General features: G+C 67.4%; 17 protein-coding genes. 8 read left to right on the top strand and 9 right to left on the bottom strand.

Annotated elements, in window-relative coordinates; genetic code table 11:
• Window positions 1–3: 3 nt before the first annotated feature.
• Genes CG716_RS00445 through CG716_RS00430 form a run of 4 tightly spaced genes read right to left on the bottom strand, consistent with a single transcriptional unit; the run spans window position 4 to window position 3,136 of the window.
• Window positions 4–972, bottom strand: coding sequence for an aliphatic sulfonate ABC transporter substrate-binding protein (locus CG716_RS00445; RefSeq protein ID WP_094475413.1), 969 nt, complete (start codon window positions 970–972; stop codon window positions 4–6).
• Complete coding sequence (locus CG716_RS00440; RefSeq protein ID WP_094475412.1) at window positions 969–1,778, bottom strand: ABC transporter ATP-binding protein; 810 nt, start codon at window positions 1,776–1,778, stop codon at window positions 969–971. The genes CG716_RS00445 and CG716_RS00440 overlap by 4 nt, the downstream gene beginning before the upstream one ends.
• 60 nt (window positions 1,779–1,838) lie before the next feature.
• Entirely contained in the window at window positions 1,839–2,759 is a 921-nt protein-coding gene (locus CG716_RS00435; protein ID WP_094475411.1) for an NAD(P)-dependent oxidoreductase, read from the bottom strand.
• The gene (locus CG716_RS00430; RefSeq protein WP_094475410.1) at window positions 2,756–3,136 is read right to left on the bottom strand and encodes a carboxymuconolactone decarboxylase family protein; all 381 of its coding nucleotides are present in this window, start codon (window positions 3,134–3,136) and stop codon (window positions 2,756–2,758) included. The genes CG716_RS00435 and CG716_RS00430 overlap by 4 nt, the downstream gene beginning before the upstream one ends.
• Before the next feature lie 150 nt (window positions 3,137–3,286).
• Between CG716_RS00430 and CG716_RS00425 the strand changes: the two genes are divergently transcribed.
• Entirely contained in the window at window positions 3,287–4,477 is a 1,191-nt protein-coding gene (locus CG716_RS00425) for a cytochrome P450 (RefSeq protein ID WP_094475409.1), read from the top strand.
• Here CG716_RS00425 and CG716_RS00420 read toward each other — a convergent pair.
• A complete protein-coding gene (locus tag CG716_RS00420) occupies window positions 4,454–6,208 on the bottom strand; it encodes a CocE/NonD family hydrolase (protein ID WP_094475408.1) in 1,755 nt (584 codons plus the stop codon). The genes CG716_RS00425 and CG716_RS00420 overlap by 24 nt on opposite strands.
• Before the next feature lie 96 nt (window positions 6,209–6,304).
• On the opposite strand from CG716_RS00420, the gene CG716_RS00415 reads away from it, so the two are divergent.
• Window positions 6,305–6,904, top strand: a complete 600-nt coding sequence (locus CG716_RS00415) for a TetR/AcrR family transcriptional regulator (RefSeq protein ID WP_207760541.1) — start codon at window positions 6,305–6,307, stop codon at window positions 6,902–6,904.
• Between the two features lie 108 nt (window positions 6,905–7,012).
• Here CG716_RS00415 and CG716_RS00410 read toward each other — a convergent pair whose 3' ends face one another.
• Window positions 7,013–7,612: a TetR/AcrR family transcriptional regulator gene (locus CG716_RS00410; protein WP_094475406.1), complete on the bottom strand. Its 600-nt coding sequence runs from the start codon at window positions 7,610–7,612 to the stop codon at window positions 7,013–7,015.
• Between the two features lie 89 nt (window positions 7,613–7,701).
• Between CG716_RS00410 and CG716_RS00405 the strand changes: the two genes are divergently transcribed.
• The 6 genes from CG716_RS00405 (at window position 7,702) to CG716_RS00380 (ending at window position 12,785) form a co-directional block, all read left to right on the top strand.
• Window positions 7,702–8,220: a DUF4242 domain-containing protein gene (locus tag CG716_RS00405; protein WP_094475405.1), complete on the top strand. Its 519-nt coding sequence runs from the start codon at window positions 7,702–7,704 to the stop codon at window positions 8,218–8,220.
• A complete protein-coding gene (locus CG716_RS00400; RefSeq protein WP_094475404.1) occupies window positions 8,217–9,263 on the top strand; it encodes an acyl-CoA dehydrogenase family protein in 1,047 nt (348 codons plus the stop codon). Before CG716_RS00405 ends, CG716_RS00400 begins: the two co-directional genes overlap by 4 nt.
• Complete coding sequence (locus CG716_RS00395) at window positions 9,239–9,970, top strand: ABC transporter ATP-binding protein (RefSeq protein ID WP_094475403.1); 732 nt, start codon at window positions 9,239–9,241, stop codon at window positions 9,968–9,970. Before CG716_RS00400 ends, CG716_RS00395 begins: the two co-directional genes overlap by 25 nt.
• On the top strand, window positions 9,967–11,130 hold the full coding sequence (locus CG716_RS00390; protein WP_094475402.1) for an ABC transporter substrate-binding protein: 1,164 nt from the start codon (window positions 9,967–9,969) through the stop codon (window positions 11,128–11,130). Before CG716_RS00395 ends, CG716_RS00390 begins: the two co-directional genes overlap by 4 nt.
• A complete protein-coding gene (locus CG716_RS00385) occupies window positions 11,127–11,963 on the top strand; it encodes an ABC transporter permease (RefSeq protein WP_094475401.1) in 837 nt (278 codons plus the stop codon). The genes CG716_RS00390 and CG716_RS00385 overlap by 4 nt, the downstream gene beginning before the upstream one ends.
• A gap of 69 nt (window positions 11,964–12,032) precedes the next feature.
• On the top strand, window positions 12,033–12,785 hold the full coding sequence (locus CG716_RS00380) for a YebC/PmpR family DNA-binding transcriptional regulator (RefSeq protein WP_094475400.1): 753 nt from the start codon (window positions 12,033–12,035) through the stop codon (window positions 12,783–12,785).
• Between the two features lie 53 nt (window positions 12,786–12,838).
• Here the strand turns inward: CG716_RS00380 and CG716_RS00375 are convergent, their stop codons facing one another.
• From CG716_RS00375 to CG716_RS00365, 3 genes are all read right to left on the bottom strand, one after another.
• Window positions 12,839–13,102, bottom strand: coding sequence for a hypothetical protein (locus CG716_RS00375; protein ID WP_094475399.1), 264 nt, complete (start codon window positions 13,100–13,102; stop codon window positions 12,839–12,841).
• Between the two features lie 85 nt (window positions 13,103–13,187).
• Window positions 13,188–13,784, bottom strand: coding sequence for a TetR/AcrR family transcriptional regulator (locus CG716_RS00370; RefSeq protein ID WP_094475398.1), 597 nt, complete (start codon window positions 13,782–13,784; stop codon window positions 13,188–13,190).
• Window positions 13,781–14,230, bottom strand: coding sequence for a cupin domain-containing protein (locus CG716_RS00365; RefSeq protein ID WP_094475397.1), 450 nt, complete (start codon window positions 14,228–14,230; stop codon window positions 13,781–13,783). The genes CG716_RS00370 and CG716_RS00365 overlap by 4 nt, the downstream gene beginning before the upstream one ends.
• Window positions 14,231–14,304: the final 74 nt, after the last annotated feature.

The raw sequence follows: 14,304 nt of genomic DNA, 5'->3' as shown, positions 1-14,304 counted from the left end.
TCACTACTGGGCCCGTTGTTGAGCGAATTTCGGCTCCACGATCGTGTCGAGCGCCTTCTGCCCGGCGTCCTGTGACTTGATGTCGTTGTCGCTCACGGCAAGCGGCAAGATCTTGGTCAATACCGCGATCTGAGCGGGGCCAGGGGTGGGGTCGATCTGGAGGTCGGTGCGTGCCAGTTCGTCCTTGGCCACAGCGGGGGACACCTTGGCCTCACGGGCCAGCAGCGCGGCCAACTCGTCGGGGTGGCCCTTGGCCCACGTCCGCGCCTGCTCATATGCGTCGACGACGGCCTGGACGGTGGCGGGGTTGTTGGCGATGACGTCCTCGCGCGCGTTCAGCACGCCGAAGCTGTTGAAATCCGGGTTGCGGTAGAGGATCCGCGATCCCTGCTCCAGGACTGTCTGGGCGAGGAACGGATCCAAGCCCGACCACGCATCGACGTCGCCGCGCTCCAGAGCAGTTTTGCCGTCCGCGTGCTGCAGATTGACGATCTCGACGTCCGCCGGGGTCAGGCCGGCAGTGGCCAGTGATTGGAGCAGGAAGAAGTAGGGGTCGGTTCCCTTGGTCACGGCGATCTTCTTGCCCTTCAGGTCAGCGACCGACGTGATCGGGGAGTTCTTGGCGACGACGAGCGCTGTCCACTCTGGCTTGCTGTAGACGTCGACGATCTTGATCGGCGCGCCGTTGGCGCGCGCCACCAGCGCGGCCGACCCCGCGGTGGAGCCCAGGTCGAGCGCATTGGACCGCAGGCCTTCGTTGGCCTTGTTGCTGCCGGCGGACAGCACCCAGCTGACCTGGTAGCCGTTCTTCTCGAGCAGCTGCTGGTCACGAACCACCAGGCTCAGCGGGTTGTAGTAGGCGTAGTCGAGGTGCACCTCTTTCGACGCCGTCTGCCCGCTGTTCGAACTGCACGCCGCCACCGTTGCGATCAGGCAGCTCAGCACCACAGTCGTGAGCCAGTGACGTTTCATGTGAGGGCCTCCTGCGGATCGAGGGAACGGGTCGAGATACTGCGGCCGGGAAGGCCGAGTTCACCGAGCAATTGGTGGCGTAAGGCAGTCAGGGCCGGATCGGTGCGATCCCGTGGTGCCGGCAGGGTGACGTCGACGGACACCGCGATGCCCGCCCCGGCAGTGCCGTCGGCCCGCAGCACCAAGACCCGGTCGGCCAGCACAAGGGCTTCTTCCACGTCATGGGTGACCAAAACGGCTGTCGCACCGGCCTCTTGCCGCACCTGGCCCAGCAGGTCCTGCATCTGGATGCGGGTCAAGGCATCCAGCGCCGCCAGTGGCTCATCGAGCAGCAGCACGCCGGGTTGGCGTGCCAACGCCCGCGCCAGTCCGGCGCGCTGGGCCATTCCACCGGAGACCTGACGCGGTCGGTGCTTCTCGAAGCCGTGCAGGCCCACGACGTCCAGCCAATGCAACACGGCTGCCTGACCGTCGGAGCGGGATGTGCCTGCCGGTAAGCCGTAGGCGACGTTGCCTGCCAGGGTCCGCCAGGGCAGCAGACGTGGTTCCTGGAAGACCACCGCACAGCGAGAATCGATGCCGCGCACCGGTTTTCCGTCGACCTCGATGCGCCCGTGTGTCGGTTCGTCGAGGCCGGCGACCAGTCGTAGGAGCGTGGACTTACCGCTGCCCGACGCGCCGAGGAGGGCGATCATCTCACCGGGTGCGATATCGATGGTGATGTCGCGCAGGACGGTGTGGGTTCCGAACGTTCGGCCGACTCCGCGCAGCGTGACGGCTGCCGGCTGCCGGCGAGTTGAACTCACCGACGCAGACTAGATAGCCCGGTGCGGCTCAACCAGGTTTAGCGTAAACGTGATTCGAACTCAGGCTGGAGTGCGCCGGTGCCGGCCATCCACGATGACGCCGGCCGCCGCCTCGATGGGTTTGATCGCCGAGGTGAAATCCGACTCCGGCCCCTCTTCGCGCATGACTGATTCCCAGAGATGCCCGATCGCCGAGGCCACCTCCGCCGACAGCCCCAGTGCGGCGGCCTCCTCGAGGTAGAGGCGCACGTCCTTGACCATCAGTCCGGTGGCGAAACCGTAGTCGAAGCTGCGCGACAGGATCGACTTCGGAAACTTCTCGCGGCTGGCGTTGGTGGCGCCCGACCCGGCGTTGATCACGTCGATCATCACCGATGGGTCGAGGCCCGCCTTGACGCCCATCACGACCACCTCGCAGGTGGTGGCCAGCGCGGTGGCGGCTAGCAGGTTGTTGACCAGCTTCATGGTTTGGCCCGCACCGGATTTGGTGTCGATGAAGAACGGCGTGCCCAGCCGGGCCAGGATCGGCTCGACGAGGTCGTACTCGGCCCGCGGGCCCGAAACCATCAGCGTCAGCGTACCTTTCGCGGCCCCGCCGACGCCGCCGCTGACCGGGCTGTCGAGCATCGCGACGCCACGCTGGGCCAGTTGAGCCTGGATCTGTTGTGCGGCGGTGCTGCCGACGGTGGACAGATCGACGAAACGTTTGACGCGGCGCCCCTCGATCACCCCGTCGGGGCCGGTGGCGACGTCCTGGGAGGCCTGCACCGACGGCAGGCTCGCCAGCACCGTCTCGCTGCGGTCGGCGACGTCAAGCGGGGAGGTGGCGGCTTGCGCGCCCAATGCGACGGTGGCCGCGACGGCCTCGGCGCGGGTGTCGAAGACGACCAAATGGTGACCGGTCTCGATCAGGCGGGCGGCCATCCGGAAACCGATGTTGCCCAGGCCGATGAACCCGATCAAGTCCTCAGCGCCGCTCACTGGGCGTCGAGTTCGGCGAAGGCTTCCCGCGCGACGCGGAAAGCGTCCACCGCCGCGGGCGCACCACCGTAGATCGCCACCTGCAGCAGCACCTCGCGGATCTCGTCTCGGGTGACACCGTTGGTCAGTGCCCCGCGCACATGGGTTTTCAGTTCATGCGGGCGGTTGAGCACCGAGATCATCGCCAGGTTCAGCATGCTGCGGATCTTGAGCGGCAGCTCCTCGCGGCCCCAGACCGCACCCCAGCAGTACTCGGTCAGTAGATCCTGCAGCGGCTTGCTGAAGCTGTCGGCCTGTCGTTCGGCATTGGCGACGTAATCCTCGCCGAGCACCGATGCCCGGATCTGCCGTCCCTTGTCATATGTTGCCTGGTCCATGTGTTCATGATCGCAGGCGGGTTGGCCAGTAGTTCTCGAACGCGTCCACCGAATGTCAACTCGGCTGGCCGCTATTTTCACTGACTTGAGTCATTGACTTTGGTGCCGGGTACGTACTACAAATGCGGCGAGACCCCAGGAGGGCGCCGCATGAGCAGTAGGCCGGATCTCGACGAGATCCCACGGCTGGACTTGGCCGAACTACCGATGGCCGCCGACCGGGCTGTCGGGTGGGCCGCGCTGCGCGACGCGGGTCCACTGATCGCGGGTGACGGCTACTACACGCTGGCCCGTCGTGACGACGTTCTCGAGGCGTTGCGCAATACCGAGGTCTACTCGTCGAAGAAAGCCTTCGACGGGTTGGGCAGCCCACTGCCGATGGTCCCGATCGCCTTCGATCCGCCCGAGCACACCCGCTTCCGCCGCATCCTTCACCCGTTCTTCAGCATGCAGACCCTCGGTGCGTTACTGCCGTCGCTGCAGCAGCAGGCGATCGACGTGATCGACGACATCGCCGCCAACGACAGCTGTGAAGTGGTGCAGGAGCTGGCGATTCCGTATCCGTCGCAGGTGTTCCTGACGCTGTTCGGTCTTCCCCTCGAGGACCGCGACCGGCTGGTGGCCTGGAAAGACGCCATCATCGACATCGGCCTGCTGGACTCACTCGACGATGCCGACCTGACACCGGCCATCGAACTGGCCACCTACCTCACCGGAGCTATCGCCGAGCATCGCCGCAGCCCGGGCGACGACATCCTGTCGCAGGTGCTCACGGGCTCCGATCCACTCGACGACGGCGAGGCCCTGGGCCTCGGCTACGTCTTCATCCTCGCCGGGCTCGACACAGTGAGGTCCGCCATCGGCTCGGCGCTCCTGATGCTCGCACGCCGGCCCGGCGTGCGCCGTCTGCTGTGCGCCGATCCCAGCCAGATCCCGGTGTTCGTCGAGGAGTTGCTGCGGCTCGAGTCTCCGGCCCCGTTGATCCCGCGCGTCACCACCCGGCCGGTGGAGGTCGCCGGCGTCACGCTGCCCGCCGGTGCCAAGGTGCGATTGCCGCTGGCCGCGATCAACCGGGACGGCAGCGACGGGATCTCTGGCGACGAGTTGGTGATGGACGGCAAGCTGCACCGGCACTGGGGATTCGGCGGTGGACCGCACCGCTGCCTGGGCTCGAACCTGGCCCGGATGGAACCGCGGCTCGTCCTCACCGAGTGGCTTTCTCGCATCCCCGATTTCGAGGTGGCTCCCGGGTTCGATCCGCTGGTCGAGTGGCCGGCGCCCTCACTCGCGTTGCCGAAACTGCCGCTGGTCTTCGGTTCAGGCGAGCACGGGCAGCAGTAGCCGCGACGACGAGCGCACGGTGTTGATGCTGCTGGTGCCGACACTGGCGTGCCGGAAGTTCATGATCGCCGGGGTGTTGGGATTCTGGTCGTCGCTGGTGATCGTGAGCTGGACGCGATGCCCGGCGGCGAACCGCCGAGCGTTGGACACCAACGGAATTCGGTACTCGACGTCCTCGCCGACGGGCACTGCGATCGGGTTGCGGCACGGCAGCACCGGAGCGCCGGGGCGGCTGGCCGCCTCGTCGACCTCACGCAGGCTGGCGCGCAGCCACCCCGCGGTGATGGCCTCGGCGTTGCCGTCGGGGGCGACGTCGGACAGGGTGACGATCCAGGCCGTGTCGGCGGCGGTGGCGCTGGCGAGCAGGCGCAGCTCGATATCGCCGACGACGTCGAGTGGCTCGGCAAGGGGCTGGCTGGTCCAGGTCAGCGACGACGGGGGATCGATCGTGCTGGGCCCGGCCCGGCCCAGCCCGGTGCCGAGGGTCATGAAATCCTCTGCGCCTGAGTCGCCTTCGTCGGTGTCGAGAGTCCCGTCGGCGCGCAGCGCCAGTGCCCGAAGCTCGCCGACCGGCGGCCACGATTCGGCCGTGCGCCACCCGTCGGCGCCGGGCAGCACGTAGCGGATGGCCGGGCCGTCGAGGATGCCGGTGTCGCGCCCTTTGAGCCAATGGTCATACCAGGCCAGTGCTTCCATGTGCAGGCTCTCCCACGGCCAGGTCAGGCCGTACTGGCCGAGCATGCCCACCCGCACCGCCGGGCTGTTGGTGAGTGCCGCGAAGGCGGCGAATGTCGAGGGCAGGTGTAGCGGCACGTTCTCCCAGTCGCAGCCCAAATAGACGGGGATGTCGACATTCTCGAGCAGCGGCAGCAGGTTGCGTTCATCCCACCAGGCGTCGCGGGTGGGATGGCGGACCGCCGTGTCGAGCCACAGGTCGTCCCAGGGGTGCGGGTCGTGCGGCAGCTTCAGCAGCCCGCGCATCATCGTCACGGCCGCTTCGCCGTTCATGGTGGCGAACTTGTGGTGCAGCGGCTTGGTGTTGAGTACCCAGCGCGCCAAACCCAGTGGGCGGCTTCGCCAGAACGCGTCGCTGCGGCCAGCGGTCAGCCCCAGCATCGACAGGAACGGCGTGACAAACGACGAGCTGAACAAGCCGTGGTGTGAGGCGGCTTCGTACAGGTCGGCGGTCACCGCCACCGGGAAGATGGCCTTGAGGTGAGGCGGGCGTTCGACGGCGGCCTCCAGCTGGGTCATCGCGAAATAGCTGATGCCGATCATCCCGACGTTGCCGTCGCACCACGGCTGGGCGGCCACCCATTCCACGAGGTCGTACATGTCGCGGCGTTCCTGGGCGTCGAAGAATTCAAACGTGCCGCCGGACCCGCCGGTGCCGCGCACGTTGGCGATGACGTGTCCGTACCCGCGGGGCACCCAGAAGTCGGTCGCGCCGGCCTCGATGAACCCTGCCGGGGCGCCCAGGTCCTGAATCTGGCGGGGGTAGGGCGATGCGGCGATCAGGGCGGGGAAGCGCGCCCCCTCGGCGGCCGGGCCGTCGGGGCGGTGCACGTCGGCCAGCAGGTCGATCCCGTCGCGCATGGGGACGGCGACGTTGACGTCGGTGGTGATGCCGTGGGTCGGCGTACTGAGGTTGCGGTACTCCCGGCCGGTGGTCTGCGGCCCGTTCAGCATGCGCTGACCGGCTTCGATGCCGGAGACGGTGGTGGAGGCCATCGTCGACTCCTTTTTCACGGTGTGTTGAAATTAGTTTCACGCTACGATGAAACTAGTCTCAACGCAATATGAAATTTTCATGGTTAGGTGAATCCCATGCCGAAGAGGTCGACGCTGCCGGGTCCGCGCGACGAGAAAGGAGTGCTGGCCGCCCGCATCCTCGACGCCGCGCGCGCGGAGTTCGCCCAGCACGGTTCGGCGGGCACCACGATCAGGGCGGTCGCCCGGGCCGCCGACGTCGACCCGGCACTGGTCTATCACTACTTCGATTCCAAGGACCGCCTGCTCGACGCGGCGACCAACCCACCGCAGCGATGGCTGGAGAACGTGGCGAAGACCTGGACGACGCCGGTTCCGCAGCTCGGTGCCGCGCTGTTGCGGATGATGCTGAGCGCGTGGACCGATGACGAGATCGGCCCGATATTGCGGGCGGTGCTGCAGACCGCCGCCCACGAGGTCAGCACTCGCGAGAAGCTGCGCAGAGTAGTCGAGGGCCAGCTGATGGGGGTGTCGCAGCTGGGCATCGACGAGGAGGACCGCCGCCGGCGCAGCGGACTGATCTCATCTCAGATCATGGGTCTGGCGATGATGCGCTACATCTGGAAGATCGAGCCCGTCGCGTCGATGAGTGAGGACGAAATCGTCGCGGCTGTGGCGCCGAACCTGCAGCGCTACGTCGACGGCGACCTGGGCTAGGAGCCATGCGCGCCCAGCGTGGAGGTTATCGGCGAATCTTGGCAGTGGTATCGACAACATGGCCCACGCTCGGCACGGCGGCCAGGGTCAACGGTTGCTGAGGCGCACTCAGGGGAGTTTCGTGGCGATCCGTTCGGCGGCCCAGGCCCGCGCCTGCGTGATGGGCTCAACGGAACGCGAGATCTTGGAGCCCACCAGCGCGCCGTCGTAGAGCAGCTGGATCTGTCTGGCCAGATTGTTCGGCTCGGTGATGCCCGCGCCGGCGAGCAGGTCGGCGATGGTTTCCACCAGCCAACGGCGGTGCGCGGCAACCGGTTCGAACTCCACTCCGGGAAATTCGGTGGCCGCGTTGGCGTAGAGGCAGCCCCGGAAGTCCCGCGCGGTCGCCGCCACCGTGGCCAGGTCGAAGAACAACAGGATCTTGTCGATCTCGTCGCCGGCCTCGGTGGCCGCCTGACCCCAGCGGTTGCGATCAGCCTGATCCAAATCGTTCAGGTAGGCCAGCACCAAGGCGTCTTTGGAGCCGTAGGTACTGTAAAGACTGGCCTTGGCCACCCCTGCCTCGCGCAAAATCTGATCGATTCCGACAGCCCGAATGCCTTGGGAAGCAAAGAGTTTCGCCGCAGTACGCAGGAGTCGATCGGCGGGCCGCGAGCTCGGCTCAGCCTGGGGTGCGGTGGCAGCGGATGGCTGCGCGGTCGGACTCATAGCAGCAGATTAGCTCAATCGAGGCCATAGACAGACCGGTCTGTTCGTGGAACCGTCGCAGATCCGAGCCGACGACGAAAAGAGCCACCGTGTCCCTCTATCTCTACGAGATCACCCCCGCGCACACCGACGCCGACCATCTCCTCAAAGAGATCGACGCCCTGACCCAGCGCCTCGGCGGCGAGCTCATCGAAGCCCAGATCACCACGGCGCGGCGGATCTTCGCTATCGCGGAGTTCAGCGCCGACGCGCCGAGCCTGGATCCGGCCGCGCTGGGCGATGCTGAGATCGCCGGGCCCCACCAGGTCCGATTGGTGGGTGCGGCGCTGGACGAGCTGAAAGCGGCCCGCCCCGCTGCGGGCTACCTCGTCGAATGGGACCTTCCGGCCGAGCTCGACATGGACTCGTACCTGGCGCGCAAGAAGGCCAATGCGCCCCGCTACGCCGACGTGCCCGAAGTCAGCTTCCTGCGCACCTATGTCCGCGAGGACATGGACAAGTGCCTGTGTTTCTACAACGCCCCGGACGAGGCCGCGGTGCGCCGCGCCCGCGACGCCGTATCGACCCCGATCGACCGGCTGCATCGCCTCGACGAGGACCGGAGATGACGACGGCGCTGACCGACCGGGCGGCGGTACTGGCCGCGGCCACCAAGGCTGTCGCCGCGCGCGCAGCCGTGCTCGACGAGCAGGGCGCCGACGTGCGCACGGACCTCGCCGGTCTCGGTGCCGCCGGCCTGTTCGATGCCGCGCTGTCCGACACCGGGCTGCCTGATGTCGTTGGCCTCATCGACGAAGTCGCCACGGAGAGCCTCACCGTCGCGTTCAGCACGTGGGCGCACGTCATGGCACTGACCTATCTAGGTCAGGGTTCGCCGCAACTGCGCGAGGTCCACCTCGACGCCTTGCGCACCGGCGCCCGCATCGGTGTCACCGCGATGGCCACCGGCCTCAAGCAGGTGGCAGGCCTCGGCCAGGTGCCGGTCGTCGCCCGCCCGCACGGGGACGGTCTGCGCGTGAGCGGCCCAATCCGCTGGGCCTCCAACCTCTTTGACGACGCGGTGATCGTGCTGCCCGCCCGCGACGAGTCGGGCACCAGCTTTGTGGTGGCGATCGATGCCGCCGCGCCGGGTGTCGTCGTCGCGCCGCCGCCGACCCTGATGGCGTTGGGTGCCACTGTCTCGAGCTCACTGCGCCTCGAGGACGTGGTCGTCAGGCGGGCTCAGATCATCAGCGCCGACCTGGCGACGTTCGTCGCCGGCATCCGCCCGGCATTCCTGTTGGCGCAGACGGCCTTCTGCGTCGGCGTCACCCGCGCCGCCCTTGCGGGTGCGGGCCGTGCCGAGGGTGTGCTGGCCGACCCGTTCGCCGACGACCTCACCGCACTCAGCGAGCAAGCCGGCGCCTTGCGCCACCGGCTCTACGGGTTCGCCGGCGACCCCGCACGGGCGGGCATCGCGGAGCTGATCCGGCTGCGCCTCGACGCCGCGAGCACCGCCCTGGCCGCCACCCGGCTGGAATCCACACTCGTCGGCGGGGCCGGCTACGCACATGGCAACAGCGCCAATCGGCGGTTCAGGGAAGCGGCTTTCCTGCCCGTTCAATCACCCTCGGAAGGACAACTGCGGTGGGAACTGAGTCGGTACGAATAAGCGCCGGTGCCAAGCGGTTTGGGTCGGTGACCGCGCTACACGACATCGACCTGGGCATCGAAGAAGGTGAATTCCTGGCGGTTCTCGGGCGCAGCGGCAGCGGCAAGTCCACGTTGCTGAGGGTGCTGGCCGGGCTGGACACCCTGTCGGCCGGGGACATCACCTGGTCGACAGCCGGGGGCCGGCCTCGCACCGGGGTCGTGTTTCAGCAGCCGCTGCTGATGCCGTGGCTGACAGTGGCCGAAAACGTGTCCTTCGCAAGGCGATTCGCCGCCCACCGTGATGCCTTCGACGACACGCACGCGGCCGGGCTGCTGCAGCGATTCGGCATCGACTCCCTGGCCGACCGCTATCCCGACCAACTCTCCGGCGGTCAGGCCCAACGGGTGGCGATCTTGCGCGCGGTCGCCACCAACCCGGTGTTACTGCTGCTGGACGAACCGTTCAGCGCGCTGGATCCGGCCACCAGGAGCGACCTGCAGCGCTGGCTGGCCGACCTGGCGGACACCCTCACGATCACCGTCGTGCTGGTCACTCACGACGTCGACGAGGCGCTCGGGCTGGCCGACCGGGTCGTGCTGCTCGGTTCTGACGGAACGCTGCACGGTCAGTGGCAGCTCGGCGAGGCTCCGAGTGCCGACGAGACCGCCGACGCGCGCCACGAGATCCTGGACCGTTACCACCAGACCGCGGGAACAGCGCGGTGAGCGGCCTATCTCGGCGGCAGCTGCTGGTCGGAGCCGCCGGGGTGGCGGCGACCGGTGGCCTGCTCGGCATCGCGGATCTGGCCCGCAGTGCCACCACCAACGCCGCCAACGTCAGTGGGCAATTGCGCATCGGCTATCTGCCGATCACCGACTCCGCACCCTTACTGATCGCGCACAGTGCCGCGCTGTACCCGGCGGGGGTGGTCAGCTCCGCCAAACCCATCCTGTTCCGCAGCTGGGCCTCGCTGGCCGAAGCCTTCATCAGCCGTCAGGTCGACGTCGTGCACCTGCTGATGCCCATGGCGGTGCAACTGCGCTACGGGCTGGGCGGGGGAGTGCGGGTGCTGGGCTGGAACCACACCAACGGCTCGGCGCTGACCGTCGCCCCGGACATCCACGACCTGTCAGACCTGGCCGGAGCGCAGGTCGGCATCCCCGGCTGGTGGTCGATCCACAACATCGTTCTCCAGCAGTTGTTGCGGGCCAACGGATTACGGCCGGTGGTGCGCCGCAGCGCATCGCGCTCGGAGCGCACCGTCGAACTGGTGGTGATGAGCCCCTCGGACATGGTGCCCGCACTGGCCAATCGATCCATCGCGGGATACGTGGTCGCCGATCCGTTCAACGCGATGGCTCAGATCAAGAAGATCGGGCACATCCACACCTTCCTCGGAGACGTGTGGCGCGATCACGCCTGCTGCGTGCTGATCACCCGTGACGACGTCATCGCCTCGCGCCCTGCCGCCGTGCAGGCCGTCACCGATGCGGTGGTGGCAGCCCAACTGAGGATCAACGCCGACCGCAAGGCGGCCGCGGCCGTACTGGCCGGCCGCTACCTGCCCCAGCCGCTGCCGGCGGTACAGACCGCGCTGACGTACCCGAACCCGCCGTACGCCTTCGCGCATCTGGACTGGCAGCCGCAGCGACTTGGGTTCCAGCCGTTCCCTTTTCCCAGCTTCACCCAGCGGCTGCTGGAAGCGATGGGGGAGACCGTCGTCGACGGCGACCGGCGCTTCCTGGATCGGCTCGACCCCGCCCACGTCCATACCGAGTTGATCGACGACCAGTTCGTGCGGCAGTCCCTATTTGCCCACGGCGGACCCTCCGCGTTCGGGTTGCCGACTGATCTCACCCGAATCGAAGAGGTGCAACCGCTATGACGACCACACAAGCCGACCCGGCCGACTCCCTCGTCGGCAGCACCGTCCCCGTCACCAGGACGGCCCGCTGGTCCGTGTTGCGGCGGGTATGGCCGCCGGTGATTGCCATCGCCGTTGCCGTCGGATTGTGGTGGCTGGCCACCTCGGTGCTCGCCGCCCCGACATCGCTGCTGCGGCAGACCGCACCGCAAAAAGCGCTACCGGCCGTCGGTGAACTCCTGAGTCGCGGCGTGCTGCTGTCGGACACCGGTTACAGCCTTTACCGGCTGCTGGTCGGGCTGCTCGTCGCGGCGGTCATCGGCATTCCGGCGGGCCTGCTGATCGGCCTGAACACCACGGTCGAGCGGGCGGCCGCCCCGCTGGTGCAGTTCCTGCGGATGATCTCGCCGCTGTCGTGGACGCCGATTGCGTTGGCCGTCTTCGGGATCGGCAACCAGCCGGTGATCTTCCTGATCGCCGCGGCCGCGGTCTGGCCGATCCTGCTCAACACCGTCGCCGGCGTGCACGCCATCGAACCCGGCTACCTGCACGTCGCGCGTTCGTTTCACGCCACCCGCACCGAGGTACTGACGGCGGTGATTTTGCCGGCGATCCGCGGCCACATCCAGACCGGTCTTCGGTTGGCGCTCGGCATCGCCTGGGTGGTACTGGTGCCCGCGGAGATGCTCGGGGTGCGTTCCGGATTGGGCTACCAGATCCTCAACGCCCGCGACCAGCTCGCCTATGACCAGGTAGTCGCCGTCGTCCTGGTGATCGGTGTGGTCGGCTACCTACTGGACCTCGTCGCCCGCCTCGCGCTGGGCGGCAGAACAGGGCGCAGCCGCCACGGTTAGCTCCGTGGCTGGCGCCGACCAGTAGACTCGTCGGGTTACGGCAGGACGGAAAGTACGGAGAAGAACCCGATGAGCGGCCATTCCAAGTGGGCTACGACCAAACACCAGAAGGCCGTCAAAGATGCGCGCCGCGGCAAGGAGTTCGCCCGGCTGATCAAGAACATCGAGGTTGCGGCCCGTACCGGTGGTGGTGATCCGGGTGGTAACCCGACCCTGTACGACGCTATCCAGAAGGCCAAGAAGACCTCGGTTCCCAACGACAACATCGAGCGGGCCCGCAAGCGTGGTGCCGGTGAAGAAGCCGGCGGCGCCGACTGGCAGACGATCATGTACGAGGGCTACGGACCCAATGGTGTCGCGGTGCTCATCGAGTGCCTGACCGACAACCGCAACCGCGCGGCCGGTGAAGTCCGGGTCGCGATGACCCGCAACGGCGGCAATATGGCCGACCCCGGCTCGGTGTCCTACCTGTTCTCCCGCAAGGGCATCGTCACGCTGGAGAAGAACGGGCTGTCCGAGGACGACGTGCTGCTGGCGGTTTTGGAGGCCGGCGCCGAAGAGGTCAACGATCTTGGCGAGAGCTTCGAGGTGATCTCCGAGCCCACCGATCTGGTCGCGGTGCGCACCGCGCTGCAGGACGCGGGCATCGACTACGACTCGGCCGACGCCGGTTTCCAGGCGTCGGTGACGGTGCCGCTGGACGCCGACGGCGCCCGCAAGATCATGAAACTCGTCGATGCGCTGGAGGACAGCGACGACGTGCAGGACGTCTACACCAACGCTGACATCTCCGACGAGGTTCTGGCCGAGATCGAGGAGTGAGCCCGGGCGTGGCGGAGGCATCAACGCTGACGCAGTTCACGCCCGACACCTGATCAGTGCATGCCGTGGTTGCCTGGTGCGTCGTTGATGATCACGCCGGTGCCGAACAGGAACGGATACATCGTCGGGTATGGCACATCGGGCGGGGTTGCCGACAGTTGAGCGTTGCCGGGTGTTTGGCACTGGCTGTTGCCGGGGCTGATATCGGTGCAGACAAGATGCGGGTCTTGGTCCGCGGCGGCAATCGGGGCGCCCGCGATGCAGATGGCAGCGCCGGCTGCCAGAGTGCCGGCGGCCAGGCGAAGGTTGATCTTCATGACGACTCCTTAGAAACTGAACGTACAGTTTCTAAATACGTCAACGCTGCATAGTGGCAGATCATTCCGCGCGGACGCGATCAATTTAGGCGGACAAGCCGCGGATCACCGTGTCGGCCATCGCATCGGCGGCAGCGTCGTCCAGGCCGCCACGCCCGGTCATGAGCCGGTAGAGGGCCGGACCGATGATCAGGTCGATCGCGACGTCGCGGTCGACATCAGCGCGCAGCTCGCCGCGCGCGACACCGCGGTCCCAGATCGTCTCCAGTACCGCGCGCCGTGACCGGACCAGCCCGTCGCGCAATTCGGTCGCCACCTCGGGGTCGAACTGAGCCTCGCCGACCAGCTGTGCGAACACCGCCCCGCTCGGGCCGGCGTAGAAGTGGCAGAGACGGCGCAGCCAGATCGTGAAGTCCTGCCGGGCCGAGCCGGTATCCGGATCGGGGGAGTCGGCCTGTAGCTCCGAGAAGAAGGCATCGACGGCGACCGCGTATTTGTTCGGCCACCACTTGTAGATGGTGGCCTTGCTGGCCCCGCTGCGAGTCGCGATCTGTTCGGTGGTCATCGCGCGTAACCCGATCTCGTGCAACAGTTCTGAGGTCGCGCGAACCACCGCGGAGCGAGACTGCTCACTGCGCGGACGGCCGGGTCTGGGTTGCCCGGTGGCCTCCTCGACGCTCACAGCGGATACAACCGGTCGAGGTTGACGATGATCGCCTCCTGAGTGCTGCGAGCGATCACGACGACGGCCGGCTCGTCGGGGTCCGGGTTCTCCTCCCGGTGCGGCAGATGGGGCGGCACGAACACATAGTCACCCGGCTCGGTGCTGATCCGCACTTCCTGGACCCCGTCGTGGAAGACGAATTCGGGATGGCCGCTCAGCACGAAGATCGCTGTCTCCGAATCGCCGTGGTGGTGGTTGGCCGAAGCCACCCCCGGCCCGACGTGCGTCTCGCCCATCCACAGTTTCTCCGACCCCACGGAGTTACCGCTGAGTGCGGCGAAGCGCCGCATGCCGCCGGTCTGCGAGGTGCCGGCGTCGAGGTCGGCGGCCTTGACGTGACGCACCCGGTTGCGCACCGGTTCGGTACCGGACAGATCGGGATGGAATGCGTCGGAGCCGCCCATGGTCTGACGATAGCCGCGTGGCGTGTCATGACCGGCCCTGTCGGCCCGGCCCGCTACTGTAATCGAACAGCTGT

The sequence above is a fragment of the Mycolicibacterium sphagni genome, assembly GCF_002250655.1.
In the GTDB taxonomy this organism is placed as follows: Bacteria; Actinomycetota; Actinomycetes; order Mycobacteriales; family Mycobacteriaceae; genus Mycobacterium; species Mycobacterium sphagni.
The sequence above is the reverse complement of the archived record's forward strand: the minus strand, read 5'-3'. Positions and strand labels throughout refer to the sequence as shown.

Bases quoted from the DNA above. Each gene is read 5' to 3' on its own strand.
- CG716_RS00365 (WP_094475397.1), bottom strand. From the start codon at position 14,230: ATGGGCGGCTCCGACGCATTCCATCCCGATCTGTCCGGTACCGAACCG.
- CG716_RS00445 (WP_094475413.1), bottom strand. From the start codon at position 972: ATGAAACGTCACTGGCTCACGACTGTGGTGCTGAGCTGCCTGATCGCA.
- CG716_RS00380 (WP_094475400.1), top strand. From the start codon at position 12,033: ATGAGCGGCCATTCCAAGTGGGCTACGACCAAACACCAGAAGGCCGTC.
- CG716_RS00425 (WP_094475409.1), top strand. From the start codon at position 3,287: ATGAGCAGTAGGCCGGATCTCGACGAGATCCCACGGCTGGACTTGGCC.
- CG716_RS00400 (WP_094475404.1), top strand. From the start codon at position 8,217: ATGACGACGGCGCTGACCGACCGGGCGGCGGTACTGGCCGCGGCCACC.
- CG716_RS00430 (WP_094475410.1), bottom strand. From the start codon at position 3,136: ATGGACCAGGCAACATATGACAAGGGACGGCAGATCCGGGCATCGGTG.
- CG716_RS00385 (WP_094475401.1), top strand. From the start codon at position 11,127: ATGACGACCACACAAGCCGACCCGGCCGACTCCCTCGTCGGCAGCACC.
- CG716_RS00410 (WP_094475406.1), bottom strand. From the start codon at position 7,612: ATGAGTCCGACCGCGCAGCCATCCGCTGCCACCGCACCCCAGGCTGAG.
- CG716_RS00375 (WP_094475399.1), bottom strand. From the start codon at position 13,102: ATGAAGATCAACCTTCGCCTGGCCGCCGGCACTCTGGCAGCCGGCGCT.
- CG716_RS00415 (WP_207760541.1), top strand. From the start codon at position 6,305: ATGCCGAAGAGGTCGACGCTGCCGGGTCCGCGCGACGAGAAAGGAGTG.
- CG716_RS00420 (WP_094475408.1), bottom strand. From the start codon at position 6,208: ATGGCCTCCACCACCGTCTCCGGCATCGAAGCCGGTCAGCGCATGCTG.